We start from the raw sequence: 23,396 nt of genomic DNA on the forward strand, positions 1-23,396 counted from the left end.
TTATTGAACGATTGCTAGACCGGTTGCTGCTGAAGCATCTTCAACCGAGCCGCCGTTGGTCAAAGTTCCGGTGAAACCGAGCTTCTTCATCTGCTCGATAGCTTGACCAGCGCGGTTACCTGAACGGCAATACACGTAATAGTTCGCACTCTTATCAAGTGTTTCCAAATTGCTGGCAAAGGCCGCATCTGAGATGTCCATCAGAACAGCGGTTTCGAGGTGTCCGGTATTCCATTCGTCTACGGTTCGCACATCGATGATGGCGGCATAGCTGGCTAGGTCAACCGGTTCGCTAGCAGCACAGGCAGTCAGCGTACCGAGCGAAAATACTGCGACAAAAATTGCGGAGAAGAGTTTCCAGAGGTTTTTCACGATCTTCCTTTCAGATACCCCCTAGGGTATACTAGGATGAGACTTGACGCAAGCCAAAAGGAATCAAAATGCAACTCGAACCCAGTGAACTAAAGAAAGCCCGTGACCGTTTGGTGAGGGTACAAGGCCAAATTGGCGGCATCGTCAAGATGATCGACGAGGGTCGCGACTGCACCGAATTGCTTACCCAACTTTCGGCTGCATCCACCGCCTTGACCCGCGCTGGATTCACAATTATTGCCACCGGCATGCAGCACTGCGGAACCGATGCGGCCGGTGAAGCCGACAGAGCAGTGCTGGAAAAAGCATTTATGTCACTGGCCTAACCGACTTCAGCCTGATTAGTTACGCGGCAACTAGAGGCGCCCAACGCTAATTAACAAACCAAATAAGGAATGAAAAATGGGATTTCTAAGCAATCTCTTCAAAAAGAAATTTGAAACAGTTTCGCCCAGCAAAGCAAAGGAATTACAAGCTGCTGGAGCTTTACTTATCGACGTTCGCGAAAGCCACGAATACCGCAGTGGCCACGCTGCTGGGGCCCGGCACATTGCCCTGAGCTCACTTCCAAATCGCCTCAGAGATGTTCCTAAAGAGCGACAGATTTTAGTAATTTGCCAATCCGGCGCGCGTTCAGCACGCGCGGCAGGTTTTTTGGCCGACCAGGGTTATTCAGTCATCAACGTAGCTGGCGGAACCAGCAGCTGGCGTTCGGCCGGTCTACCGATTAGTTAGGTAAAAAATGAAAGTAATTATTATCGGTGGAGTCGCCGGTGGGATGTCTGCTGCCACGCGTCTGCGCAGGCTCAACGAAGATGCCGAAATCGTGGTCTACGAAATGGGTGAGCATGTTTCATACGCAAACTGTGGCCTCCCCTACTTCGTCAGCGATGTAATCAATCGACGTGAGTTGTTACTGCTGCAGACGCCAGAGTCACTCTGGTCTCGTTTTCGAATTAACGTCAAAGTTAATTCGATGGTTACCGGCATTGACCGAGCCAATAAAACCGTCTCGGTACTCAACTTTGCCAACGGCGAGACCTACACCGACAGCTACGACAAGCTAATTATTTCTACCGGGGCAAAACCGAGAAAACCTGAAATTCCTGGCATCGAGCGCGCCATGGTCTTGCGCAATGTTGCCGATGCTGATCAGGTGAAGGCCGCGGTTCAAGCAGACAACACCAAATCAGTCGTGATTCTCGGCGGCGGTTTTGTTGGTATCGAGCTGGCCGAAAACTTAGCCCACCTGAAGATGCCGGTGACTTTGGTTCAGCGCGCCGGCACAATTTTGAGCCAGTTTGACCCAGAGATGATCGAGCCACTGCAGGCAGAGCTAGTCAAAAATGGTGTCACGCTGGCGTTAAATGCCGAGCCGGCTGAGGTCACCGCAGATCAGGTAATCCTCAAAGATGGCCGAGTCCTAGCCGCAGATTTTGTAGTTTCGGCAGCGGGCGTCATCCCAGATAATTCGCTGGCTCGTGAAGCCGGCTTGAAGATTGGTGAAACCGGCGGACTCTGGGTAGACGATCAGCAGCGCACCTCCGATCCAGACATCTTTGCCGCCGGCGACGCCGTAGAAAAATACGGTTTACTCACCGGTGATTCAACTTTGATTCCGCTGGCGAACCTAGCCAACCGTCACGGCCGATTAGCAGCAGATGTTATTGCCGGACTTGACGTGAAAGCACACGCCTCAATTGGAACAGTGATTATCGGCGCTTTCGGACACGCGGCGTCAATTACCGGACTGAGCGAAAAACTTGCCAAACGAGCCGGAATTAAGTACTCGGTAATGCACCTGCACCCGAACAACCATGCCGGCTACTATCCGGGTTCGCGGCGAGTCTCGCTCAAAGTGCTATTTGATCCGATCACCGGAAGAATTCTCGGCGGTCAAGCAAATGGAGTCGATGGCGTCGACAAGCGCATCGACGTGATTGCGACCGCTATCCATGGCGGATTGACTGTCGACGATTTGATGGACTTAGAGCTTGCCTATGCGCCGCAGTTTGGCTCGGCGAAGGATGCCATCAACCAGGCTGGTTACGTCGGCAATAACATGCTGCACGGCATTACCCCAACCATTCAGTGGCACGAGCTGCAAACCGCCCTTGCTGACGGAGCTCAGCTAGTTGATGTTCGCAGCAAAGGCGAGCACGGCTTTGCCTCGATTCCCGGCTCGATAAACATCGATGTGGATGAATTGCGCGACCGCCTGAGTGAAATTCAAGATGAGAATGTTGTGGTGCACTGTCAGGTCGGACAGCGCGGCCACATCGCCACTCAAATTTTGAAAGCTCACGGCAAGAAAAACGTGTGCAATCTTGATGGCGGCTTCCTCACCTGGAAGGCAGCTCAGGATGCTCTCGCTCGTGGCAGCAATTAGTTATCGTGGGAGCCATCCTTGGCAGCCAGCCTCAATAAAAAAGGACCCGATTGGGTCCTTTTTTATTGGTGAAAAATCTATAGCTGGATGTTGACCGAACGCATCACATCAGCCTCAATTGCTTCGCTAACTTGCTCGAGAACTTTAGCCTCAACCGGCGAGTCAACGGTAATCACAGAAAGTGCCTTGCCACCCTTTTGCTGGCGAGCAATTTGCATTGCCGCAATGTTGATTCCAGCTTCCGCAAATGCGCTGCCGTAAATGGCGACAATTCCTGGACGATCGCGGTAAACCATGAGCACAAAGTGCTCAGCCATAGCCAACTCAACGTCATAGCCGTTGATGTTCACAATCTTTTGGTGCAGCTTTGGGCCAATTACGGTTCCGGAAACCGAGTGCACGGTGCCATCCGCCTGAGTGACCTTGATGCTGGTCACATTTCGGTACTCTTCGCTGTGCGAGTCAACGGTGAGTCGAACATCTACCCCGCGAGTTTCAGCCATAAGCGGCGCATTGACATACGAAACCTGTTCGGTGACTGCGTTTTGGAAGAAACCTTTGAGACCAGCCAATTTGAGGACCGAAACATCGTGTGCCGCAATTTCGCCGCGCACCTCAATTTCGATTGAGACTGCGTTTCCGCCCGAGATGCCGAACAACATCTGACCCATGTTTTCCATGAGTGCAATACCCGGCTTGACCGAAGCATCAATGTTGCCGCCGGCAACGTTAACCGCGTCTGGCACCAAATCGCCGGCGAGAGCCAAACGTACAGATTTAGCCACCGAGATTCCCGCTTTTTCCTGCGCCTCATCGGTAGATGCACCAAGGTGCGGAGTTACCACAATGTTTTCCAGCTCAAGCAGCGGCGAGCCCTTTGGCGGCTCGTTTACAAATACGTCAAGACCGGCAACCGCAATTTGGTTTGATTTCAGCGCGCGGTAGAGCGCATCCTCGTCGATGATTCCACCTCGAGAGCAGTTAACAATTCGAAGGTTTGGCTTGGCGATGGCAAATTCTTTATCGCCGATTAGACCGGTGGTTTCTGGGGTTTTCGGAATGTGAATGGTGATGAAGTCTGAACGCTTCATGACATCTTCTAGCGAAGCAAGTTCAACGCCGATTTGCTCGGCGCGCTGCGGCGTAACGTAAGGGTCATAGCCGATCAACTTCGCACCGAATCCGGCTAGTCGCTGAGCAACCAGGGTGCCGATCCGACCCAAACCGACAATTCCGATGGTCTTTTCGTATAGCTCGACACCGGTGTATTTCGAACGCTTCCACTCGCCTGCTTTTAGTGATGCGTTGGCATCTGGGATAAAACGAGCGGTGGCAAAGATGTGGCCAATTGCTAACTCGGCTGCCGAGATTACGTTTGAGGTCGGTGCGTTGACAACCATGACTCCGGCATTGGTTGCAGCTTTGATGTCGACGTTGTCTAGACCAACACCGGCGCGAGCAATAACCTTCAAGTTTGGCGCGGCAGCAATAGCCTCGGCGTCAACCTGGGTGGCCGAACGAACCAAGATAGCGCTGGCATTGGCAAGCGCTGCTAGCAGCGCTGAACGGTCAGTGCCATCTACGTTGACTACTTCAAAATCAGGACCAAGCTCGGCCACTGTTGCTGGGGAAAGTTCTTCGGCAATTAGAACGATTGGCTTAGTCAATGGAAACCTTTGATATCGGGTGAATGATTGGCACTACATGAGCGCACGTGACCTAATTCTAGCGGTTAGGCTGAAGCGGTGACCGATGTTGTTTTCTACGCTGCCGTATCACTCGATGGCTTTTTAGCCGGTAAAAACGGCGACATGAGTTGGGCAGAAAAATATCTCGGTGGCGACGATGATTTCGGATACCTAGATTTGGTGCGTAATTCATCGGCGATGCTGATGGGCAGAAAAACTTTTGAATTTGAGCTCTCCGCCGGTGCCGACGTAGATCGAATTTTGCCCACCTACGTTTTCACCAGTCAGCCACTGCGCTTCGATGGCCTGGATACATCCAAGGTGAACTTTATCGGTGGCGATCTTCGCGAGGTGGTTCAACACATCAGCAATAAACATCCCGGTCAAATTTTTGTAAGCGGCGGCGCCGAACTTGTTGACGGCCTGCTAACCATGGGCTTACTCGACGAAATGCGGTTATTTATTACCCCCGATCTTCTCGGTCAGGGTTTACGCCTGTTCAAAGGATCGAGGATAAAGAACCAGCCGCAGTTAGTGAAAAGCACAAGCCACAGTTCCGGCTTAGTCGAGTTGCACTATCGATTTACCGCGGGGTGAATTACCAAAGAAAAAACCCGGCACTAGGCCGGGTATCTTCTAGAAAAAATTAGCAGGTGCAGCGCTGGTCCTGAGGCACGCCTTCTAGCGCTTCCTCAATGTGACCGCCACAGCCAGTCCAGGTAACTTTTCCGCAGTTGCTGCATAGAGCTGGTGAACACATAGTTTTCTCCTTGTTGAAGACTTCGACAATCTACATTGTATACCCCTAGGGGTATCTCTGCAAGAAAATCTAACTAGAAGACCCCGCCACATGGACGGGGTCTTCTAAAGTTTTGGTTAGCGAGAAGCTGAACCTTCTTGGTAGTCATCCGAGGTCTTGATCCACGAGAACAACTTGCGTAGTTCGCGACCGACAGCCTCAATTGGGTGAGCCTCGCCCTTGGCACGAAGTGCCTGGAACTCTGGTGCGCCAGCATCCTGGTCAGCAACAAAGCGACGGGCGAAAGTGCCGTCCTGGATGTCGGTTAGAACATCGCGCATGCGCTCTTTAACCTCTGGGCCGATAACGCGTGGGCCAGAAATGTAGTCACCGTACTCGGCGGTGTCTGATACTGACCAGCGCTGCTTGGCAATGCCGCCCTCGTACATTAGGTCAACGATTAGCTTCAACTCGTGAAGCACCTCGAAGTAAGCAACCTCAGGCTGGTAACCGGCCTCGGTTAGAGTCTCGAAACCGTACTGGATTAGCTGAGATGCACCACCGCAGAGAACAGCCTGCTCACCGAACAAGTCGGTCTCAGTCTCTTCTGCGAATGTGGTCTTGATGGTTCCAGCGCGGGTTCCACCGATAGCCTTCGAGTATGAAAGAGCAACGTCAAAAGCGTTGCCTGAGGCATCCTGGTGGATAGCGATTAGGTTTGGTACACCACGGCCGCCCTCGTATTCGCGGCGAACAAGGTGACCTGGTCCCTTAGGTGCAACTAGGAATACATCCACACCCTCTGGGGCGGTAATGTAACCAAAACGGATTGCGAAACCGTGACCAAAGACAAGAGCCTTGCCAGGGGTTAGGTGCTGAGCAATGTGGTCGTTGTAAAGGTCGCGCTGACGAGGGTCTGGTGCGAGAACAACGATTACATCGGCCCAAGCCGAAGCCTCAGCTGGGGTAAGCACCTTGAGGCCGGCTTCTTCAGCCTTAGCCTTTGACTTTGAGCCTTCCGGCAGACCCACAACCACGTCGACACCTGAGTCTTTCAGGTTCTGTGAGTGTGCGTGTCCCTGTGAGCCGAAGCCAAGAACTGCTACCTTGCGACCCTGAATGATCGAGAGGTCTGCATCCTTGTCGTAAAAGATTTCAGCCAATGTGTATCTCCTTGTTAGTTTGAAACGTTTGTGGTTCTACCGGATTAATTGATTATCCGAAGCTTGTTACTTGAGCACTTTCTCGGTGATTGACTTTGAGCCACGACCCATTGCCAAAACGCCAGACTGTACGAGTTCCTTGATGCCGAATGGTTCAAGAACTTTGATCAGCGCAGCGCATTTAGCACTGTCGCCGGTGACCTCGATGATTACCGCATCGCTCACAACATCGATGACGCGAGCACGGAACAAGGTTACCGCTTCTAGAACTTGGGAGCGGGTGCTGGCCTCGGTTTTCACCTTGATCAGCATGTGGTCGCGCTGCACGGCCTGTTCGGCGTCGAGCTCGACAACCTTGATTACGTTAACCAATTTGTTGATCTGCTTGGTGACCTGCTCAAGCGGCGCACCCTCAACGCTCACCACAACGGTGATTCGAGAGAGCCCCTCAATTTCGGTAACACCAACTGCTAGCGATTCGATGTTGAAGCCGCGGCGAGCGAAAAGGCCGGCAACGCGGGTAAGCAAACCTGGTTTGTCTTCAACCAGCAGCGAAAGTACATGCTTGCTCATAATTACTCCCTGCCGTCCCAGATCGGTGCTGCATCTCTGGCGTATTGAATTTCATCGTTTGATACGCCGGCGGCAACCATCGGCCAAACCATGGCGTCGCGGCTGACAATGAAGTCGATTACCACTGGTCGATCGTTGGTTTCGAGGGCCAGCTTGATAGCGGCATCGATCTCTTCTTCTTTTTCAACGCGGATGGCCAAGCAGCCGTAGGCTTCGCCCAACTTGACGAAATCTGGAACCATCATGGCGTCTGTTCCGGTGTGCAAATCGGTGTTCGAGTAACGCTTGTCGTAGAACAGGGTTTGCCACTGACGAACCATTCCCAGCGAAGAGTTGTTGATGATCGCAACCTTGATTGGAATGTTGTTGATGGTGCAGGTAGCCAATTCTTGGTTGGTCATTTGGAAACAGCCATCGCCGTCAATTGCCCAAACGACACGCTCTGGCTCGGCCACTTTGGCACCCATTGCAGCAGGAACCGAGTAACCCATGGTGCCGGCACCACCAGAGTTTAGCCAAGCATTCGGGCGCTCATACTTGATGAACTGGGCAGACCACATTTGGTGCTGACCAACACCGGCCGCGTAAATTCCTTCCGGCCCGGTCAACTCACCGATGCGAGTAATAACGTACTGCGGCGAAAGTTTTCCGTCGCCAGCCGAGGTGTAACCCAACGGATAGTTTTCGCGAAGGTTGTTCAAGAACTTCCACCACTCACCCAGCTCTAGTATCGAGCTCTTCAGCGAGTGAGTCAGTTCTTGGTTCAACTCACCAATGACCTCTTTAGCGTCGCCAACAATTGGCACATCAGCGAAACGAATTTTGCCGATTTCAGCTGGGTCAATGTCGACGTGAATGACTTTGGCGCCGACCGCAAAGCTCTTCACATCGCCGGTGACGCGGTCGTCAAATCTTGCACCCAGGGTGATTAGCAAATCACTCTTTTGCAAAGCAGTTACTGCAGGCACGGTTCCGTGCATGCCAGGCATGCCTAGGTTTTGCGGGTGCGAATCAGGGAAGGCACCGCGAGCCATAAGCGTGGTAACGACTGGAGCACCGATAAGTTCGGCAAGCTTCAGCAATTCTTTGTGCGCTCCGGCTCGGATGACACCGCCACCGACATAGAGCACTGGCTTTTTTGATTCGAGAATCATCTGCGCAGCAGCTTGGATCTGCTTGCCGTGTGGCTTGGTAACCGGCTTATAACCGGGAAGATCTACTTTGGGCGGCCAGATAAATTCGGCTTTGCCCTGCTGAGCATCTTTAGTTACGTCAACCAAAACCGGACCGGGACGACCGGTTGTGGCAATCAGCACAGCGGCTGCAATAGTTGCCGGCACATCTTCAGCTTTGGTTACAAGGAACGAGTGCTTGGTAATTGGCATGGTGATACCGACAATGTCAGCTTCCTGGAAAGCATCGGTTCCGATTAGGTGTGAACCAACCTGACCGGTGATAGCCAGAAGCGGAACTGAATCCATGTGAGCATCGGCAATTGCGGTGACCAAGTTGGTTGCACCAGGGCCCGAGGTTGCGATGCAAACACCAAGTTTGCCGCTTGCTGCAGCGTAGCCCTCAGCAGCGTGACCGGCACCCTGCTCGTGGCGAACCAGGATGTGTCTAATCTTCTTCGAATCCATCAGCGGATCGTAGGTGGGCAAAATTGCTCCACCGGGCAAACCGAAGACATCTTCGATGCCCAGCATTTCCAGGCTTCGAATAATGGCCTGAGCGCCGGTAAGTATCTCGTTAGTCATTCTTACTCTCTTGTAAAAATCGTTGAACCAACCAAGTGGGTTGGGCTTAGCGAACTAGCCGCAGACTGCTCCCTCTGCTGCAGAGTGAACGAGCTTGGAATATTTCGCGAGAACACCTCGGGTGTAACGAGGTGGAAGCGGCTGCCAATCCTGCTTGCGGGCAGCCAGCTCTTCAGGCTCAACGAGTAGTTCGAGCGAACGAGCAGCGATGTTGACTCGAATCAAGTCGCCATCGCGAACCAGAGCAATTGGTCCACCTTCGGTGGCCTCTGGTGCAATGTGGCCGATGCAGAGGCCGGTTGTGCCGCCTGAGAATCGTCCGTCAGTCAATAGTAGGACATCTTTGCCCAAACCGGCACCCTTAATTGCTCCGGTGATGGCTAGCATCTCACGCATACCTGGGCCACCCTTTGGACCTTCGTAGCGGATTACCACAACGTCGCCCTTGCCGATTTTGCCTTCGGTCAGTGCATCCATGGCAGCACGTTCGCGTTCGAACACGCGAGCGGTACCGGTGAATTCTTCGAGGTCGAAACCGGCGGTCTTAACTACCGCGCCCTCTGGAGCCAGTGAGCCCTTGAGGATTGAGATACCACCGGTCTTGTGAATTGGATTGTTCAGTGAGCGGATGATCTTGCCGTCTGGGTCTGGCGGGTTGATGCCAGCGAGGTTCTCGGCCACAGTCTTGCCGGTAACGGTGAGGGCATCACCGTGAATTAGACCTGCGTCGAGCAAGGCCTTCATAACCACCGGAACGCCACCGACACGGTCAACGTCGGTCATCACGTACTGGCCGAAAGGCTTTAGGTCGCCCAGGTGCGGAACCTTATCGGCAATTCGGTTGAAGTCGTCGAGGGTTAGGTCGACATCTGCCTCGCGAGCAATTGCTAGCAGGTGTAGCACGGCGTTGGTGGAACCACCGAAAGCCATGGTCACCGCGATTGCGTTTTCAAACGCTTTCTTGGTCAAAATGTCGCGAGCGGTGATACCCAAACGCAAAAGATTCACTACAGCTTCACCCGAGCGGTGTGCCCAGTTGTCGCGACGACGGTCAGCCGAAGGTGGTGCTGCCGAGCCTGGAAGGCTCATGCCTAGAGCCTCTGCTGCTGAGGCCATGGTGTTTGCAGTGTACATGCCGCCGCAGGCGCCTTCGCCTGGGCAGATGGCTCGCTCAATGCGGCCTAGGTCTTCTTCAGACATTTTTCCGGCTTTGCAGGCACCGACTGCTTCGAAAGCATCGATGATGGTTACCTGCTTCTCGGTGCCGTCTTCGAGACGCACCCAACCAGGCATGATCGAACCGGCGTAAAGAAATACCGAAGCTAGATCGAGGCGGGCTGCCGCCATCAACATTCCGGGCAGCGACTTGTCGCAACCGGCCAAAAGCACCGAGCCGTCTAGACGCTCTGCCTGCATCACGGTTTCAACCGAGTCGGCGATTACCTCGCGTGAGACCAGCGAGAAGTGCATGCCCTCGTGCCCCATCGAGATTCCATCGGATACCGAGATGGTGCCGAATTCGAGCGGGTAGCCGCCACCCTGGTGCACACCTTCTTTTGCAGCCTGAGCTAGTCGATCAAGCGAAAGGTTACAGGGGGTGATTTCGTTCCAAGAACTGGCGATACCGATTTGTGGTTTGACCCAGTCTTCATCTCCCATACCAACAGCACGAAGCATGCCTCGAGAGGCTGCTTTTTCGATTCCATCGGTTACGTCGCGAGAGCGCGGCTTGATATCTACAGACATAGTGTTAATCCTACTTTCTAGCGAGGTAGTCTGAAACCGTGGACTCCAACAACGACGCGACCCAGTCGACGAACCTGCAACGCTATCGAGCCGCCGCAGAGCACGCCGCAGCCATGGTCATTCGCGACTACTCGACATCCTTTGGTTGGGCTTCAAAACTTTTGCCTGCAGCAACCCGCACGCACATCGCAAACATCTATGCGATGGTCCGTGTGGCCGATGAAGTTGTCGACGGTTCAGCGGTTGAGGCCATGGGTAAAGGCAGTATGGCTCGCGCCGAGAAGTTGCTCAACGCCTACGAAGACGAAATTTATCAGGCACTCGAAATTGGCTTCAGCACCGATTTAGTAGTTCAAGCATTTAGTTCTTCGGCCCGCGCGCTGGGAATCGGACGCGACCTAATCGAACCGTTTTTCGATTCAATGCGCATGGACCTCAACCCGGTTGTCTACGATCAGGCCGCCTATGAGAAATACATTTACGGCTCAGCTGAAGTTGTCGGTCTGATGTGCGTGAAAGCTTTCGTGGCAGCCGATAAGAGCGCTTGGCCTTATGAACAACTCGTGACTCCAGCTCGGGCACTTGGCTCGGCATTTCAGAAGGTAAATTTCTTGCGCGATTTGGCCGCAGATTTTCAAACCCTCGGCCGATGCTACTTTCCGGGCATTGACCCGCTGAATTTCAGCGAAGCTGACAAAACCGCGCTGGTTGCCGAAATCGATTCTGAAATTCGCGTCGCAATGAGCGGAATCCCGGGGCTGCCGAAATCAGCTAGGAAGGCAGTTTCCGCAGCTTTGCTTTTCTTCGATGCTTTGAATCGAGAAATTGAGAATACTTCGGCTAGCAAATTGGTTAGCACCCGAGTACGCGTTTCCGACCCCAAGAAAATCCTCATCCTCATAAAAGCAATTTCAGGAGCGACCCCCAAATGACTCAAAAAACCGCAGTAGTAGTTGGCGGCGGTATCGCCGGACTCGCAACAGCCTGCTTGCTCGCGAAATCTGGAATGAAGGTCACCGTTCTTGAAGCACGCGAAAAAGTTGGCGGTCGCGCCTATTTGTGGGAACAGGATGGCTTCAAATTTGACATGGGCCCAAGCTGGTACTTGATGCCCGAGGCTTTCGAGCAGTTTTTCAAACTAATGGGCACCACCGCCGAAAAAGAGTTAGACCTGGTGCGTCTTGACCCCGCTTATCAAACACGCAACGAGGGCTACGGCGACAAGCTGATCGTTCGCGAATCACTGGAAGAGAACAAGAAGCTTTTCGACGCGATCGAACCCGGCGCTGGCGAGCGCCTGCAAAACTATGTTGACTCAGCCGAGGATGCCTACAAACTGTCGATCAAGCATTTTCTGTACACGAACTTCAAGGATGCCCGCTCGTTTGTTCACCCAGAGGTTCTGTCTCGAGCGGCCCGTTTCATCCGTCACCTGCTGACTCCGCTAGACAAATTTGCGGCCCAGCACGTGACTGACAAGCGCCTACGCAAAATTCTCAATTTCCCAGCGGTATTTCTGGGAGCATCGCCTTACGACACCCCGAGCATGTACCACCTGATGACTCACGTAGATATGAATGTCGGAGTCTTTTATCCGATGGGGGGTCTTTACACCGTCATCGAAGCAATCGAGCGTTTAGCCAAACAGCACGGCGTTGACATCCGAGTTAATTCAAAAGTCACCAAAATTGAAACCGACCGTGGCGTGGCCACCGGGGTTCGAGTAGGCGATGCTGTTTTCAGTGCCGATCTGGTAATTGGCAACGCCGATTTGCACCACATCGAAACCAAGCTGTTGTCTGAAAAAGACCAGACTCTGCCAGAAAAGTACTGGCGTGACAAAGTTCCCGGCCCATCCGCCCTATTGCTCTACCTAGGCGTCAAGGGAAAGATTCCGCAACTCGATCACCACACTCTGCTTTACGCAGATGACTGGGACAAGAACTTTGCCGATGTTTTCATCTCGGCCAAAGACCGTCGCAACGGTAAAGAGAGCATTATCCCTAATCCGGCGTCGCTTTACATTTGCGCGCCGAGTATTACCGACCCAACCGTTGCTCCTGAAGGCTATGAGAACCTTTTCGTTCTAGTTCCAATTGCGGCCGATCCAAAGCTTGGTAAGGGCGGCATTAACGGCTCTGGTGACGCCGAGTTTGAAGCAGCGGCCGATCGGATTATCGATCAGATTGCCGCTTGGTGTGAAATTCCCGACCTCAAAGAACGCATCGTTTTGCGACGCACCATGGGGCCACAAGATTTCGTCGACGATTTGAATGCCTGGTCTGGAACCGCGCTGGGCATGGCTCACACCCTGATGCAGAGTGCTTTTTTCCGGCCAAAGAATCGCAGCAAAAAAGTAAGCAACCTGTTCTACGCCGGTCACCACTCGATTCCCGGTATTGGTTTGCCAATGTGCCTAATCGGCGCCGAGTTGGTTTACAAGCACTTGGTTGACGACCGCAGTAGTGGCCCGATTCAGCATGAATTGAAGCCGTTGCCAGAGAGCGCTTGGAAGGGCCTTCGCTAACTTGGGCTTCGTTTATCTGGGTGCTCTGATAGTTGCCATAGCCGGCAGCTATGCCCTGGATTATCGACACCGCTTGGCACTTTCGGTCAATCGCAGGTACTTCTGCCCACTTCTGGTTGGTGTTGCCTTTTTTCTCGCCTGGGACATCGCCGGCATAAATCTAGGAATCTTTTTCCGCGGTGAAGGCGATCTGCTCAGCGGAATTTTGCTGGGCCCGGAATTGCCTTTGGAAGAAGTTTTCTTTCTGTTCCTGCTGAACTACAACGGGTTGTTGCTGCTTCGCGCTGCACTTAGAAAGTGGCCAGCATGACCTACGCCCTGTTGAATTTAGTTTTCTTAGCCGGCCTCGGTGTGGTTGCCCTGGTCCTTAGAAAACAACTGCCCTGGCGCGCGATTTCCGTAGCAACTTTGGTGCTGGTTTTGCTCACCGCGGTGTTCGATAATCTCATCATTCTCACCGGCATCGTGGCATACGACCCGAGCCTAATTTCGGGGATAAAAATTGGCGTCGCCCCCATCGAAGACTTCGCCTACGCGGTGGCCACACCGACGCTTTTATCGATAGCAATTTCACTGACTCGGGGAAGAACCCGGTCAAATGATTAGCCAACTATTTTGGGCCTCTCGGCCAATTTCATGGATCAACACCGCTTATCCGTTCGCTTTCACCTACTGGCTAATCACTCAATCAATTTCGATTGAAATGGTTTTGGGAACATTTTTCTTTCTGATTCCGTACAACCTTTTGATGTACGGCATCAACGATGTTTTCGACTACGAGAGCGATCTGCGCAACCCCAGAAAAGGTTCAATTGAAGGGGCATTGCTGGCACCTAAATTTCACCGAGCCACACTGCTGATTTCGTTTTTGACACCGCTCCCCTTCTTTATTTACCTACTCACGGTGGGCCCTTGGTCAGCCAAGGTGATTTTGGTTCTGACGGTTTTTGCGGTGGTCGCCTACAGCGTTCCAAAATTGCGTTTCAAGGAGCGCCCGTTTTTAGATTCGTTTACGTCGGCGTTGCACTTTGTTGGGCCGCTGGCTTACGCATTGGCATTGGCTAACGTCTCGCTGCTCGATGGAATTGCCCTGCCAGTTCTGATCACTTTCATGCTCTGGGGTATGGCCTCACATGCTTTCGGGGCCGTACAGGATGTGATGGCTGACCGGATGGGTGGTGTCGCTTCGATTGCCACTCAGATCGGGGCAAAAAATACCGTTCGCTTTGCACTGGTCTGCTACCTGATCGCAATCGCGATGATTTTCACGATTCCCAACGCCAACACTCTGATGGCTTTGGCTTTCGTGCCTTACCTAATCGTGGTGGCACCATTTTTGAACATCAGCGACGAAGGCTGTGCTGACGCAAATCGTGGTTGGCGAAAATTTATTTGGCTCAACTACTTTGCTGGAGCCATGATTACCCTGCTGGTTCTCTAGCGCAGGGGTTTCGACATTTCTTTTCGCTTCTGTCCTGCCGGGCTGGGCTAGAGCTCGCGTTCGTTCCAACCGATTAGGTGAAAACGAGAGTATTTTGGCGAACACAGCGCGCAAGACATGGGTCTAGTTGGTTTTCGGTAGCGATAGTGAGCATGCCCCGCGGCGCAGGTGCCGACCCAGCGAGCCGTTTCTGCAGCGATTTGGGTGCCGGTAAATTTTTCGGCCCGATAACCAATCGACTTAGCCACCGTCAGCCATTTTTTGGTGTGCCCGGCTTTTTTGCCACAGATGCCGTGAGCGATTTCATGCAGCACCACCTGCATGGTTTCATCCACGGAGTGAATCTGAGCAAAATACTTTGAGATGGTGATTTTCGAGTTTGTGTAATCACAGAGCCCGGCCCGGCGCTTAGCCGAATCAAAACCAAAACTCCAAATCGCCGGATCTAGGTGCTCGGCGATTTTTATTTCAGCTTGAGTTCGAATGAAACTGAATCGATCGAGCCGCATTCTTTGCATTCGCGTTTTGCCCGAGTTGAACTGTCTCCCCAGTTGAAATCCGATGTTCTCGAGCCGAGCAATTGTTGGTAGGTCTGCAACTTCAACTGCGACATCGAACTGCTCTTGCTCTTGCCGATCGAAAACCGCGGTTAATTGGGCAATAGCAAGTTCTGGCTGATAAGCCAATTCAAGAATCTTTGCTTCGGTCAACTGCATCGAGGTGAGTTTATCGCCGACTTACCGAAGCTCGAGTTAGCCAGCAAACTTGTAGTTATTGTCAAACTGACACTAAGATGAAACTAGTTAATGTCAAACTGACTTTTACAAAGGTTACCTTTTGTCAATTACCCAGCAGCATCTTCCAGCACTTGCGGTGTCAACCGTAATCTTTGCGCTGCGACCAGACGCATCCGGGTCTATCAAACTGGCATTGCCATTGGTTCGACGAATCAGGGCCCCGTATGAAGGCCGTTGGGCACTACCGGGAGGCCCACTAGGTCTTAACGAAGGACTTTCTGACGCGGCTGCCCGCACGCTGCAAAGCACCACCGGACTAAAGCCCAGGTATCTCGAGCAGCTTTTTGCATTCGGCGAATTGAATCGCTCTCCCCTACTACAAGAATCAGAGCGCGTGGTATCAATCGTTTACTGGGCCCTAGTGGGTAACGAAGAAGCGCAGCAGGCTATCGAATCGGAAAATGTTGCCTGGTATTTTGCCGATGAGGTTCCACAACTGGCCTTCGACCACAACTTGATTGTCGAATACGCACTGTGGCGTTTGCGCAACAAAGTTTCTTACAGTTCGGTGGCTCACGGATTTTTGGGCGAACAATTCACCATGGCGCAACTTCGTGAAGTTTATGAATCAATTTTGGGAAAAGAACTAGATCCAGGAAATTTCCGACGAACCGTTGAAGCCTCGGGCACTGTAGTGGCCACTGGCGAGCGACTCAGTGGAGCGAAACACCGCCCACCACAGCTTTACCGCTCAAACGCGGACATCAACCTAAGCGATAACGGGCCACTGTCACGCCCTCAAGGAGAAATATCATGACAACTGCATCGGTCAATGAGCGCATCCAGCTCATCGTTAAAGGTGCGAGTAAAGACTCAACCTGCAGCCCGAGCTTAGTCAAGGGACCTTGGGAATTCGATGGCGGCCCGGCACATTATGGCCCGGGTGCTTCGAGCGAAGACACCATTCCGGCCGACTCGCCAACCCAGGGTGTCTTGCCGGCCGAATACCGACTCGCCAGCGATGCAGAACTGCACGAGCGAATTATTGCTGCCAAACAAACCCTGGGTGACCGGGTTGTTATTTTGGGGCATTTCTACCAGCGCGATGAAATCGTCCAACACGCTGACTATCTGGGTGATTCATTCCAATTGGCGAACGCAGCCAAGGCACACCCAGAGGCTGAGGCTATTGTTTTCTGCGGTGTGCACTTTATGGCCGAGACAGCCGATATTCTCTCCGCTGAAAATCAAGCTGTGATTTTGCCAAACCTAGCCGCAGGATGTTCGATGGCCGACATGGCCGATATTGATTCGGTCACCGAAGCCTGGGAACAGTTGGAGGAGCTTTACGGTACCGAGCCAGACTCACAGGGTCGAGTTCCAGTCATCCCGGTTACCTACATGAATTCTTCGGCCGCATTGAAAGCCTTCTGCGGTGCCCACGGCGGAATTGTTTGCACCTCATCAAATGCCGAAGTTGTTTTGAAGTGGGCTTTCGAACGCGGTCAGCGCGTGCTGTTCTTCCCAGATCAGCACCTGGGACGAAACACCGCAAAGGCGATGGGCGTATCGATTGACGACATGCCACTGTGGCATGGCCGCAAGCCGCTGGGTGGAAACACGGCGGCTGATCTAGAGAAGGCAAAAGTCATTTTGTGGAATGGTTTTTGCTCGGTTCACAAACGATTCAATGTTCAGCAAATTGAAAAAGCGCGAGCAGAATTTGAAAACGTTCGCGTAATTGTTCACCCAGAATGCCCAATGCCGGTGGTGGATGCCGCCGACGAGTATGGCTCGACCGATTACATTCGCAAAGCCGTGGCCGGCGCGACTGAACCAACCACCTTTGCCATCGGCACCGAAATCAACATGGTTCAGCGGTTGGCAGCGCAATACCCGCAGCACAATATTTTCTGTCTTGACCCAGTGGTCTGCCCCTGCTCAACCATGTATCGCATTCACCCTGGCTACCTAGCTTGGGTGCTTGAGCGACTGGTTGCCGGCGAAGTCGTAAACCAAATCAAGGTCAGTGCTGAAGTTTCTGAAAACGCCAAGATTGCACTAGAGCGCATGTTGGCAGCGAAGCCCCTGTAATGAGCAAAGTAATTGTTGTTGGCAGCGGCATCGCCGGTTTGGTTGCCGCTGTCGAGGCTGCAAAAAAGCATGAGGTGACCCTGATCACCAAGGATGTGCTCGCCGAAAGCAACACCCACTATGCCCAAGGAGGCATTGCCGCTGTGGTCTCAAGCGAAGACAGCGTTGCCGAGCATGTGACCGACACCTTGTTCGCCGGTGCAGATTTTTGCTTCCGGCCAGCAGTTGAGGTGCTCTGCGCCGAAGGCCCGGCAAGAATAACCGACCTGGTGAATTTCGGAGTAAATTTTGACCGCCAAAATGGCAACTTTGCCCTGGGCCTAGAGGCCGCACACTCTCATCCGCGTATTTTGCACGCCGGAGGCGACACCACCGGTGCCGACATCAGTAATGCGCTGGTGCGTGCGGCCCGTTCACAGTTGAAAACTATTTTTGAGCACACGTTTCTCATTGGTATTTCGACATCGGCCGGCAAAGTCGCCGGTGTTGAAATACTGACTGTCGATGGGCGCAAACTTGTCGAAGCCGACCAGGTAATTTTGGCCAGCGGTGGTGCCGGCCAGCTTTACCGGCACACCACCAATCCAGCCGTAACAACCGGTGACGGAGTGGCGGCAGCATTTCGAGCCGGCGCCTTACTGGCCGATGTTGAGTTTTATCAATTTCACCCGACCGCGCTGGCTGTGCCGGGAAGTTACCTAATTTCTGAAGCCGTTCGCGGCGAGGGAGCCATCCTGGTAAATCAGGACGGTGAGCGCTTTATGAAAGCAATTCACCCGCTTGCCGAACTAGCCCCGCGCGATGTTGTTGCCCGCTCGATTCAAACCCAAATGATGGCCCAGGGCGGCCAACCAGTGCTGCTCGATGCCACTGCACTCGGCGAAAAATTCCTTGAAGAACGCTTCCCTAGCATTACCGCGGCCACCAGAAAATACGGTCTCAACTGGGCTAAACAACCTATACCGGTTACCCCGGCAGCGCACTATTGGATGGGCGGCGTGGCCACCGATATCTGGGGTCGCACCAACATCGAAGGGCTTTACGCCGTCGGCGAGGTAGCCTGCACCGGAGTACATGGGGCAAACCGTTTGGCATCAAACTCGTTGCTGGAATCGGTTGTATTCGCGCACCGCGCAGTTGCCACCCTTGATGAAAAATGGGAAATTGCGGCAAGTCACGCGAACCTTGAAAATGCCCTTCAGCAGATTGAAATCGTCGAGAATCTGGCCCCGAAACGAGATCGCCAGGCAGCTGGCGAAGCCACAACCGCTGGACAAGTAGTTGACCGCGTCGAATTGCAAACTTTGATGTGGGACAACGTCGGTCTGGCCAGAACCGGAAATCAACTTTCAGCCACCCAAAAGGCATTGGCGGATTGGCACGGCGCAGAAGAATCTGGTCGGCTCTTTACCGATTGGGAAGACGCAAATCTGCTGCTTCTGGCGGGCGCAGTTACCTCGGCCGCGCTAGCCAGAGAAGAATCCCGCGGCGGACACTTCCGACTGGATTACCCTCAAACGAGGCCAGAATTGGCTAAATCAATCATTGTGAGGAAAGCATGAGACCGAATCTGGAGGCATCTCCCCTAAGTATCGACGACGTGATTAGCGTCGTATCTGCTGCCCTAAAAGAGGATGCTCCGAACGGGGATGTCACCAGTGAACACCTGATTCCCGCTCAGGCAAACGCGATGGCATTGCTGAATGCTCGTGAGCCAGGTGTCTTTTCCGGTGGACCGGTGTTTCTCGCAGCTTTCAAATTGCTTGACGAAACCATCGATGTGGAATTGCTCGCTGATGAGGGGCAGGTTTTCAGCGCCGGAGACTTACTGGCGCGCGTTTCTGGCCCAGCGCGAGCAGTTTTGCAGGGTGAACGTATCGGCCTAAATTTTGTTCAACGAATGAGTGGAATCGCCACGCTTACCGCACAGTATGTTCGAGCCGTTGAAGGTAGCCGAGCAAAAATTCTAGACACGCGAAAAACCACACCTGGATTGCGCGTTTTTGAGCGTCACGCAGTGCTCTGCGGAGGTGGACAAAATCATCGTTTTTCCCTCAGTGACATGGTGATGGCGAAAGACAACCACCTTGCGGTTTTGACCGCCGGAGGCAAAGACTTAGCTACCGAATTGCGTCGGGTGAAAAATGAACTTCCAGCGGGGATGAAATTAGAAGTGGAAGTTGACCGTCTTGATCAAATTGAGGCTGTCCTAGGCGGCGGAGCCGACATCATCATGCTGGACAATTTTTCGCTGGCAGATATGCGAACCGGAGTCGAAAAAATTGGCTCGGCCGCAAAGATCGAAGCTTCAGGTGGCGTCAACTTGCAGACCGTTGCTGAAATCGCGAGTACCGGAGTCGACTACATTTCAGTCGGTGCCCTCACACATAGTGCGAGAGCGTTAGATCTAGGACTAGACATCGAGATTCAGTGATGATTTACCTTGACAATGCCGCTACTACGCCGGTTCGCCGCGAAGCTCTCGAGGCTGCCTGGCCATGGCTTAGCAGTGAATTTGGTAACCCATCAAGCAAGCACGAATTAGGACTCAGAGCCCACGATGCGCTCGAAAAATCTAGAGAGCGGGTGGCTAAGTTTTTCAATGCTAGACCCTCTGAAATCACCTTCACCTCTGGGGGTACCGAGGGCGCTAATTTGGCGATAATTGGGCTGGCGTTAGCTAATCCTCGAGGCAAGCATCTAATCTCGGCAAAAACTGAACACGAAGCGGTTTTGGCAGCAATCGATTTTCTCGAAAGACAACACGGATTTGAAGTAAGTTGGCTGCCGGTTGATGGCGAAGGTCGAATTAGTCCGGCAGACCTGAGCGAGAGCCTGCGTGCAGATTCAACGCTAGTTTCACTGATGTATGCCAACAACGAAATCGGAATTGTGCATCCAATCGCCGAGCTGGCTGAAATTACACATCAGGTTGGAGCGCTTTTTCATACCGACGCGGTGCAGGCGGTCGGTTGGCTAGATTGCAATATAAAAACACTGGGTATAGATGCCCTTTCATTTTCAGGGCATAAAGTTGGTGCCCCTAAAGGCTCAGGGGCGGTTTTTATCAAAGCCAGATTTGCAGTTGAGCCACTTTTGCACGGTGGCGGGCAAGAATTTGAGCGCCGATCTGGAACCGAAAACGTTGCTTGGGCTGTCGCTCTGGCAACTGCTTTGGATTTGCTCGAGGATTCAACTGCCGAGTCCAAACGGGTTGAAAAATTGAGCAAGAAATTTATCGACGATGTGTTGACCAAAGTGCCAATGGCAAAGCTGAGCGGGCCAACCCACAACCGCTTGGCAAACATCATCGGTTTTACTTTTGCCGGACTAAACGGCGAAACGATTTTGCTGGAACTTGAGCGTCGCGGAATTATTTGCTCGAGTGGTTCAGCTTGTGCGGCCGGCAGCGATGAACCATCCCATGTTTTGATTGCCTTGGGTTACGACCCAGACTTGGCTCAAACCGCGGTGCGCTTTAGTTTGGGGCATTTCACCACCGAAGCCGACCTAGATCAGGCAGTTGTGGCACTTGTAGACAGCGTTACCTGATTACCCCACGGGTCATCGAGGCTAATTTTTTCGCCATCATTACGAAGTTGAAGACCAGAGTCATTGAGACGCTCGCCAATGGCGCCGAATGAGTCTGCGTCAGGTAGCACAATCGAAACATCACCCAAGCCGAGTGTTTGCTGACGCACTGAGGCACCTCGAGATCGCCAGATGTTCATCGCCATATGATGGTGGTAACCGCCGGCCGAAACAAACAGTGCCGTGCCACCCCAATTCAAGGTGACGTCGAAGCCCAATTTATTTACGTAGAAATCTTGAGCTTGCGCAATGTTTCCAACACTCAAGTGCACGTGGCCAACCTTAGAGGCAATCGCGGACTGCGAATTTAGATGTTTGGCAAGGTAATTATTTGGGTCTAGCGGCAGCGTATCCATCGATATTTGACCGTGCTGCCAGCTCCAGCTGCTGCGCTCTCGGTCGAAGTAAAGCTCGACTCCGTTGCCCTCTGGGTCATCGAAGTAGAAGGCTTCAGAAACCAGGTGGTCGGCACTACCGGTGAATGAGCCAGGGTATTGCCGCGCCACCGATGCAACCGCAGCGGCCAACTCGGCTTGAGTGTCAAATAAAAATGCGGTGTGAAACAGGCCAGCATCTGAAGGCCCCGCGTGTTTCAGCTCAGGGGCGTGCTGCAACAAAAGGGCAGCGTTCTGGCCGCGCCCAAGGATGTAGCCGCCGGGTATTTCGCTCAAAATTTCGAGGCCGACCCCGTCACGGTAATAACGCAGCATGGCATCTAAATCAGCAACTCGAAGGGTCACTGCGCCCATTGAGATGTTGGCGGGAAGTGTGTTCATGTTTTTTAGTCTAGCCCCCCTTTACTTATTTCTGCAAGCAGTGCTCAAATTGATCGCCTAGATTTTTGAATTATTGCGCTGGAGGCCGGGCGGGCATAAAAAAACTCGCACTGAGCGAGTTCTGCAGAATTTGGTGCGCCCCCCGGGACTTGAACCCGGAACCCACTGATTAAGAGTCAGTTGCTCTGCCGATTGAGCTAGAGGCGCGTGCTGTGCAAGCACAACGAGATAAGAGAATAGCACCTTCGAGCGGGAATGAAAAACTGGATTTTGAACTTGCTAGAGACATGAGCGAAGAAACCAAACTAGAAGTTGGTGCTGCGGCACCAAATTTCACCCTAAATAACCAGGATGGGCAAGAAGTTGGCCTAAGCGATTACCTAGGTAAAAAGGTCATTGTTTACTTCTACCCCGCCGCCGCTACGCCGGGTTGCACCACGCAGGCCTGTGACTTCAGAGATAACTTGAACTCATTGAAGTCAGCCGGGTATGTGGTTCTTGGTATTTCACCCGACAAACCTGGAAAATTGCGAAAATTTGCCGACAAAGAATCTTTGAACTTCGATTTGCTGAGCGATGAAGACAGCGCAGTTCAGCAAGCGTACGGGGCCTACGGCAAGAAAAGCATGTACGGAAAAGAGTATTACGGCACTATCCGCTCGACAGTCGTTGTAGATGAGGCGGGCAAGGTGAGCCACGCCTTTTACAACGTCAAAGCTTCCGGACATGTGTCTTTCCTGAGAGATTCCTTAGGGCTCTAAGAGAGTCTGCAGAGAGCCCCTAAACTGGGGGCATGGAAGATTTTGCCAAGCTTGAAAAAGGCGACCAGATCCCCCAGTTCGACGCACTCACCCAGTCAGGCCAGGCTTTTTCAAATCAAAGCATCGTTGGCAAAAAAACAATTTTCTTCTTCTTTCCCGCTGCAGGCTCACCTGGTTGCACCATGGAATCTGTCGAGTTCAACAATGAACTTGAGGCATTCGAATCGGGCGGCTTCCAGGTAGTTGGCGTCTCCCCCGACTCGGTCGTGAAGTTGGCTGAGTTTCAAGACCGCCACGGCCTTAACTACACCTTCCTGAGCGATGAATCATTCGCGGTTCACAAAGCATTCGGTGCCTACGGAAATAAGAGCCTTTACGGCAAGCTTTACCGAGGTGTGCTTCGCTCGACCATTGTGATTGATGAAAATGGCCAAGTTATTTTGCCGCTTTACAACGTGAAAGCCACCGGCCACGTTGCCATGTTGCTTCGCAAACTCGGCCTGTAAAATCCCTGGTTCTAACTCTTAGAGCTTTGCGTAGCTGCTACCACGTCGCCGCGGAACAGCAGGTAGAGGCCGATCGCGGATGGTGCAAAAATAGCCCAGCCGATTGCCTGAGAGCCAAACTGGCCGCCAAAACTGCCCATAGCAACCGCTAACTGCACAAACTGCCAAAATACTGCGCCACTTCTCGACCAACGCATTCCTGAAAGCAAATTAATAGCGATGGTAATCACCCAAGCTGCAGCAGCCGAGACCAAAGCGAGCAAAGAGATAGCGGCTATAAAACTGGTAATTTCCCCGGTGACAACTTGGATCAAGAGAATGACAGCCAAACCAAGCACGACAAGTCCTTCCAGAAAAATCAGACCAGAAAGCACCTTCAGGGCTGCGGGTTTTTTATTGTTTTCAGTCATCTGATTCCTAAATTGGGTCTTGCCAAACGGCTATGGGTGTGAAACGATTTTCTCAGGAAAGTTACCGCAAAGTTACCTCAACTAGTAGTCGGAAATCCCTAAATTTTAGAACTCAACCTAGTTGCG

Annotated in this window: 25 protein-coding genes and 1 tRNA gene; 16 read left to right on the top strand and 10 right to left on the bottom strand. The window is 52.7% G+C overall.

Going from position 1 to position 23,396, the window contains the following annotated elements:
* Positions 1-372 (bottom strand): rhodanese-like domain-containing protein, encoded by a 372-nt coding sequence (locus A4Z71_RS05130; protein ID WP_070954845.1) that lies wholly within the window; start codon positions 370-372, stop codon positions 1-3.
* A gap of 68 nt (positions 373-440) precedes the next feature.
* Here A4Z71_RS05130 and A4Z71_RS05135 point away from each other — a divergent pair, with 68 nt between their 5' ends.
* The 3 genes from A4Z71_RS05135 (at position 441) to A4Z71_RS05145 (ending at position 2,761) form a co-directional block, all read left to right on the top strand.
* A complete protein-coding gene (locus A4Z71_RS05135; protein WP_193402151.1) occupies positions 441-698 on the top strand; it encodes a metal-sensitive transcriptional regulator in 258 nt (85 codons plus the stop codon).
* Positions 699-774: 76 nt separating this feature from the next.
* Positions 775-1,107, top strand: a complete 333-nt coding sequence (locus A4Z71_RS05140) for a rhodanese-like domain-containing protein (RefSeq protein WP_070954847.1) — start codon at positions 775-777, stop codon at positions 1,105-1,107.
* Positions 1,108-1,114: 7 nt separating this feature from the next.
* On the top strand, positions 1,115-2,761 hold the full coding sequence (locus tag A4Z71_RS05145; protein ID WP_070954848.1) for an FAD-dependent oxidoreductase: 1,647 nt from the start codon (positions 1,115-1,117) through the stop codon (positions 2,759-2,761).
* A gap of 77 nt (positions 2,762-2,838) precedes the next feature.
* On the opposite strand, the gene serA is transcribed toward A4Z71_RS05145, so the two are convergent.
* Entirely contained in the window at positions 2,839-4,428 is a 1,590-nt protein-coding gene (serA, locus tag A4Z71_RS05150) for a phosphoglycerate dehydrogenase (protein WP_070954849.1), read from the bottom strand.
* Positions 4,429-4,506: 78 nt separating this feature from the next.
* On the opposite strand from serA, the gene A4Z71_RS05155 reads away from it, so the two are divergent.
* Complete coding sequence (locus tag A4Z71_RS05155) at positions 4,507-5,046, top strand: dihydrofolate reductase family protein (protein ID WP_070954850.1); 540 nt, start codon at positions 4,507-4,509, stop codon at positions 5,044-5,046.
* Between the two features lie 279 nt (positions 5,047-5,325).
* On the opposite strand, the gene ilvC is transcribed toward A4Z71_RS05155, so the two are convergent.
* The 4 genes from ilvC to ilvD form a co-directional block, all read right to left on the bottom strand.
* Positions 5,326-6,351, bottom strand: coding sequence for a ketol-acid reductoisomerase (ilvC, locus tag A4Z71_RS05160; protein WP_070954851.1), 1,026 nt, complete (start codon positions 6,349-6,351; stop codon positions 5,326-5,328).
* Positions 6,352-6,417: 66 nt separating this feature from the next.
* Positions 6,418-6,924, bottom strand: coding sequence for an acetolactate synthase small subunit (ilvN, locus tag A4Z71_RS05165; protein ID WP_070954852.1), 507 nt, complete (start codon positions 6,922-6,924; stop codon positions 6,418-6,420).
* A gap of 2 nt (positions 6,925-6,926) precedes the next feature.
* Complete coding sequence (locus A4Z71_RS05170) at positions 6,927-8,681, bottom strand: acetolactate synthase large subunit (protein WP_070954853.1); 1,755 nt, start codon at positions 8,679-8,681, stop codon at positions 6,927-6,929.
* A 54-nt stretch (positions 8,682-8,735) separates the two neighbouring features.
* Complete coding sequence (ilvD, locus tag A4Z71_RS05175) at positions 8,736-10,427, bottom strand: dihydroxy-acid dehydratase (RefSeq protein WP_070954854.1); 1,692 nt, start codon at positions 10,425-10,427, stop codon at positions 8,736-8,738.
* A gap of 38 nt (positions 10,428-10,465) precedes the next feature.
* Here ilvD and A4Z71_RS07115 point away from each other — a divergent pair, with 38 nt between their 5' ends.
* The 5 genes from A4Z71_RS07115 to A4Z71_RS05200 are packed head-to-tail and all read left to right on the top strand — an operon-like array spanning position 10,466 to position 14,395.
* Positions 10,466-11,359 (top strand): phytoene/squalene synthase family protein, encoded by an 894-nt coding sequence (locus A4Z71_RS07115; protein WP_236858517.1) that lies wholly within the window; start codon positions 10,466-10,468, stop codon positions 11,357-11,359.
* Complete coding sequence (crtI, locus tag A4Z71_RS05185) at positions 11,356-12,954, top strand: phytoene desaturase family protein (protein WP_070954855.1); 1,599 nt, start codon at positions 11,356-11,358, stop codon at positions 12,952-12,954. Before A4Z71_RS07115 ends, crtI begins: the two co-directional genes overlap by 4 nt.
* Position 12,955: 1 nt before the next feature.
* Positions 12,956-13,264 carry a lycopene cyclase domain-containing protein gene (locus tag A4Z71_RS05190; protein WP_070954856.1) on the top strand — a complete coding sequence of 103 codons (309 nt, stop codon included), beginning with the start codon at positions 12,956-12,958 and terminating at the stop codon, positions 13,262-13,264.
* Positions 13,261-13,560, top strand: a complete 300-nt coding sequence (locus A4Z71_RS05195; RefSeq protein WP_070954857.1) for a lycopene cyclase domain-containing protein — start codon at positions 13,261-13,263, stop codon at positions 13,558-13,560. Before A4Z71_RS05190 ends, A4Z71_RS05195 begins: the two co-directional genes overlap by 4 nt.
* On the top strand, positions 13,553-14,395 hold the full coding sequence (locus A4Z71_RS05200; RefSeq protein ID WP_070954858.1) for a prenyltransferase: 843 nt from the start codon (positions 13,553-13,555) through the stop codon (positions 14,393-14,395). Before A4Z71_RS05195 ends, A4Z71_RS05200 begins: the two co-directional genes overlap by 8 nt.
* Before the next feature lie 47 nt (positions 14,396-14,442).
* On the opposite strand, the gene A4Z71_RS05205 is transcribed toward A4Z71_RS05200, so the two are convergent.
* Positions 14,443-15,111, bottom strand: a complete 669-nt coding sequence (locus A4Z71_RS05205) for a SprT-like domain-containing protein (RefSeq protein WP_236858518.1) — start codon at positions 15,109-15,111, stop codon at positions 14,443-14,445.
* A 121-nt stretch (positions 15,112-15,232) separates the two neighbouring features.
* Between A4Z71_RS05205 and A4Z71_RS05210 the strand changes: the two genes are divergently transcribed.
* The 5 genes from A4Z71_RS05210 to A4Z71_RS05230 are packed head-to-tail and all read left to right on the top strand — an operon-like array spanning position 15,233 to position 20,778.
* A complete protein-coding gene (locus A4Z71_RS05210; protein WP_145943916.1) occupies positions 15,233-15,949 on the top strand; it encodes an NUDIX hydrolase in 717 nt (238 codons plus the stop codon).
* Complete coding sequence (nadA, locus tag A4Z71_RS07025) at positions 15,946-17,226, top strand: quinolinate synthase NadA (RefSeq protein ID WP_070954859.1); 1,281 nt, start codon at positions 15,946-15,948, stop codon at positions 17,224-17,226. Before A4Z71_RS05210 ends, nadA begins: the two co-directional genes overlap by 4 nt.
* On the top strand, positions 17,226-18,788 hold the full coding sequence (gene nadB / locus A4Z71_RS07030) for an L-aspartate oxidase (protein ID WP_070954860.1): 1,563 nt from the start codon (positions 17,226-17,228) through the stop codon (positions 18,786-18,788). Before nadA ends, nadB begins: the two co-directional genes overlap by 1 nt.
* Positions 18,785-19,660: a carboxylating nicotinate-nucleotide diphosphorylase gene (gene nadC, locus A4Z71_RS05225; protein WP_070954861.1), complete on the top strand. Its 876-nt coding sequence runs from the start codon at positions 18,785-18,787 to the stop codon at positions 19,658-19,660. Before nadB ends, nadC begins: the two co-directional genes overlap by 4 nt.
* The gene (locus tag A4Z71_RS05230; protein ID WP_070954862.1) at positions 19,660-20,778 is read left to right on the top strand and encodes a cysteine desulfurase family protein; all 1,119 of its coding nucleotides are present in this window, start codon (positions 19,660-19,662) and stop codon (positions 20,776-20,778) included. Before nadC ends, A4Z71_RS05230 begins: the two co-directional genes overlap by 1 nt.
* Here A4Z71_RS05230 and A4Z71_RS05235 read toward each other — a convergent pair.
* Positions 20,742-21,593: a VOC family protein gene (locus tag A4Z71_RS05235; RefSeq protein ID WP_070954863.1), complete on the bottom strand. Its 852-nt coding sequence runs from the start codon at positions 21,591-21,593 to the stop codon at positions 20,742-20,744. The two genes, A4Z71_RS05230 and A4Z71_RS05235, sit on opposite strands and share 37 nt — an antisense overlap.
* A gap of 131 nt (positions 21,594-21,724) precedes the next feature.
* Positions 21,725-21,800: transfer RNA gene (locus tag A4Z71_RS05240), tRNA-Lys, on the bottom strand.
* A gap of 80 nt (positions 21,801-21,880) precedes the next feature.
* Between A4Z71_RS05240 and bcp the strand changes: the two genes are divergently transcribed.
* Together bcp and A4Z71_RS05250 are read left to right on the top strand one after the other, a co-directional pair.
* Positions 21,881-22,354 (top strand): thioredoxin-dependent thiol peroxidase, encoded by a 474-nt coding sequence (gene bcp, locus A4Z71_RS05245; protein ID WP_070954864.1) that lies wholly within the window; start codon positions 21,881-21,883, stop codon positions 22,352-22,354.
* Positions 22,355-22,386: 32 nt separating this feature from the next.
* Complete coding sequence (locus A4Z71_RS05250) at positions 22,387-22,860, top strand: peroxiredoxin (RefSeq protein ID WP_070954865.1); 474 nt, start codon at positions 22,387-22,389, stop codon at positions 22,858-22,860.
* Between the two features lie 11 nt (positions 22,861-22,871).
* Here the strand turns inward: A4Z71_RS05250 and A4Z71_RS05255 are convergent, their stop codons facing one another.
* Entirely contained in the window at positions 22,872-23,270 is a 399-nt protein-coding gene (locus A4Z71_RS05255; protein ID WP_070954866.1) for a hypothetical protein, read from the bottom strand.
* Positions 23,271-23,396: the final 126 nt, after the last annotated feature.

It is taken from the genome of Candidatus Rhodoluna planktonica (assembly GCF_001854225.1).
Classification (GTDB): Bacteria; Actinomycetota; Actinomycetes; order Actinomycetales; family Microbacteriaceae; genus Rhodoluna; species Rhodoluna planktonica.

Coding starts and splice junctions, on each gene's coding strand:
- A4Z71_RS05135 (WP_193402151.1), top strand. CDS start 441: ATGCAACTCGAACCCAGTGAACTAAAGAAAGCCCGTGACCGTTTGGTG.
- A4Z71_RS05140 (WP_070954847.1), top strand. CDS start 775: ATGGGATTTCTAAGCAATCTCTTCAAAAAGAAATTTGAAACAGTTTCG.
- A4Z71_RS05145 (WP_070954848.1), top strand. CDS start 1,115: ATGAAAGTAATTATTATCGGTGGAGTCGCCGGTGGGATGTCTGCTGCC.
- ilvN (WP_070954852.1), bottom strand. CDS start 6,924: ATGAGCAAGCATGTACTTTCGCTGCTGGTTGAAGACAAACCAGGTTTG.
- A4Z71_RS05170 (WP_070954853.1), bottom strand. CDS start 8,681: ATGACTAACGAGATACTTACCGGCGCTCAGGCCATTATTCGAAGCCTG.
- ilvD (WP_070954854.1), bottom strand. CDS start 10,427: ATGTCTGTAGATATCAAGCCGCGCTCTCGCGACGTAACCGATGGAATC.
- crtI (WP_070954855.1), top strand. CDS start 11,356: ATGACTCAAAAAACCGCAGTAGTAGTTGGCGGCGGTATCGCCGGACTC.
- A4Z71_RS05195 (WP_070954857.1), top strand. CDS start 13,261: ATGACCTACGCCCTGTTGAATTTAGTTTTCTTAGCCGGCCTCGGTGTG.
- A4Z71_RS05200 (WP_070954858.1), top strand. CDS start 13,553: ATGATTAGCCAACTATTTTGGGCCTCTCGGCCAATTTCATGGATCAAC.
- A4Z71_RS05205 (WP_236858518.1), bottom strand. CDS start 15,111: ATGCAGTTGACCGAAGCAAAGATTCTTGAATTGGCTTATCAGCCAGAA.
- nadA (WP_070954859.1), top strand. CDS start 15,946: ATGACAACTGCATCGGTCAATGAGCGCATCCAGCTCATCGTTAAAGGT.
- nadB (WP_070954860.1), top strand. CDS start 17,226: ATGAGCAAAGTAATTGTTGTTGGCAGCGGCATCGCCGGTTTGGTTGCC.
- nadC (WP_070954861.1), top strand. CDS start 18,785: ATGAGACCGAATCTGGAGGCATCTCCCCTAAGTATCGACGACGTGATT.
- A4Z71_RS05230 (WP_070954862.1), top strand. CDS start 19,660: ATGATTTACCTTGACAATGCCGCTACTACGCCGGTTCGCCGCGAAGCT.
- A4Z71_RS05235 (WP_070954863.1), bottom strand. CDS start 21,593: ATGAACACACTTCCCGCCAACATCTCAATGGGCGCAGTGACCCTTCGA.
- bcp (WP_070954864.1), top strand. CDS start 21,881: ATGAGCGAAGAAACCAAACTAGAAGTTGGTGCTGCGGCACCAAATTTC.
- A4Z71_RS05250 (WP_070954865.1), top strand. CDS start 22,387: ATGGAAGATTTTGCCAAGCTTGAAAAAGGCGACCAGATCCCCCAGTTC.
- A4Z71_RS05255 (WP_070954866.1), bottom strand. CDS start 23,270: ATGACTGAAAACAATAAAAAACCCGCAGCCCTGAAGGTGCTTTCTGGT.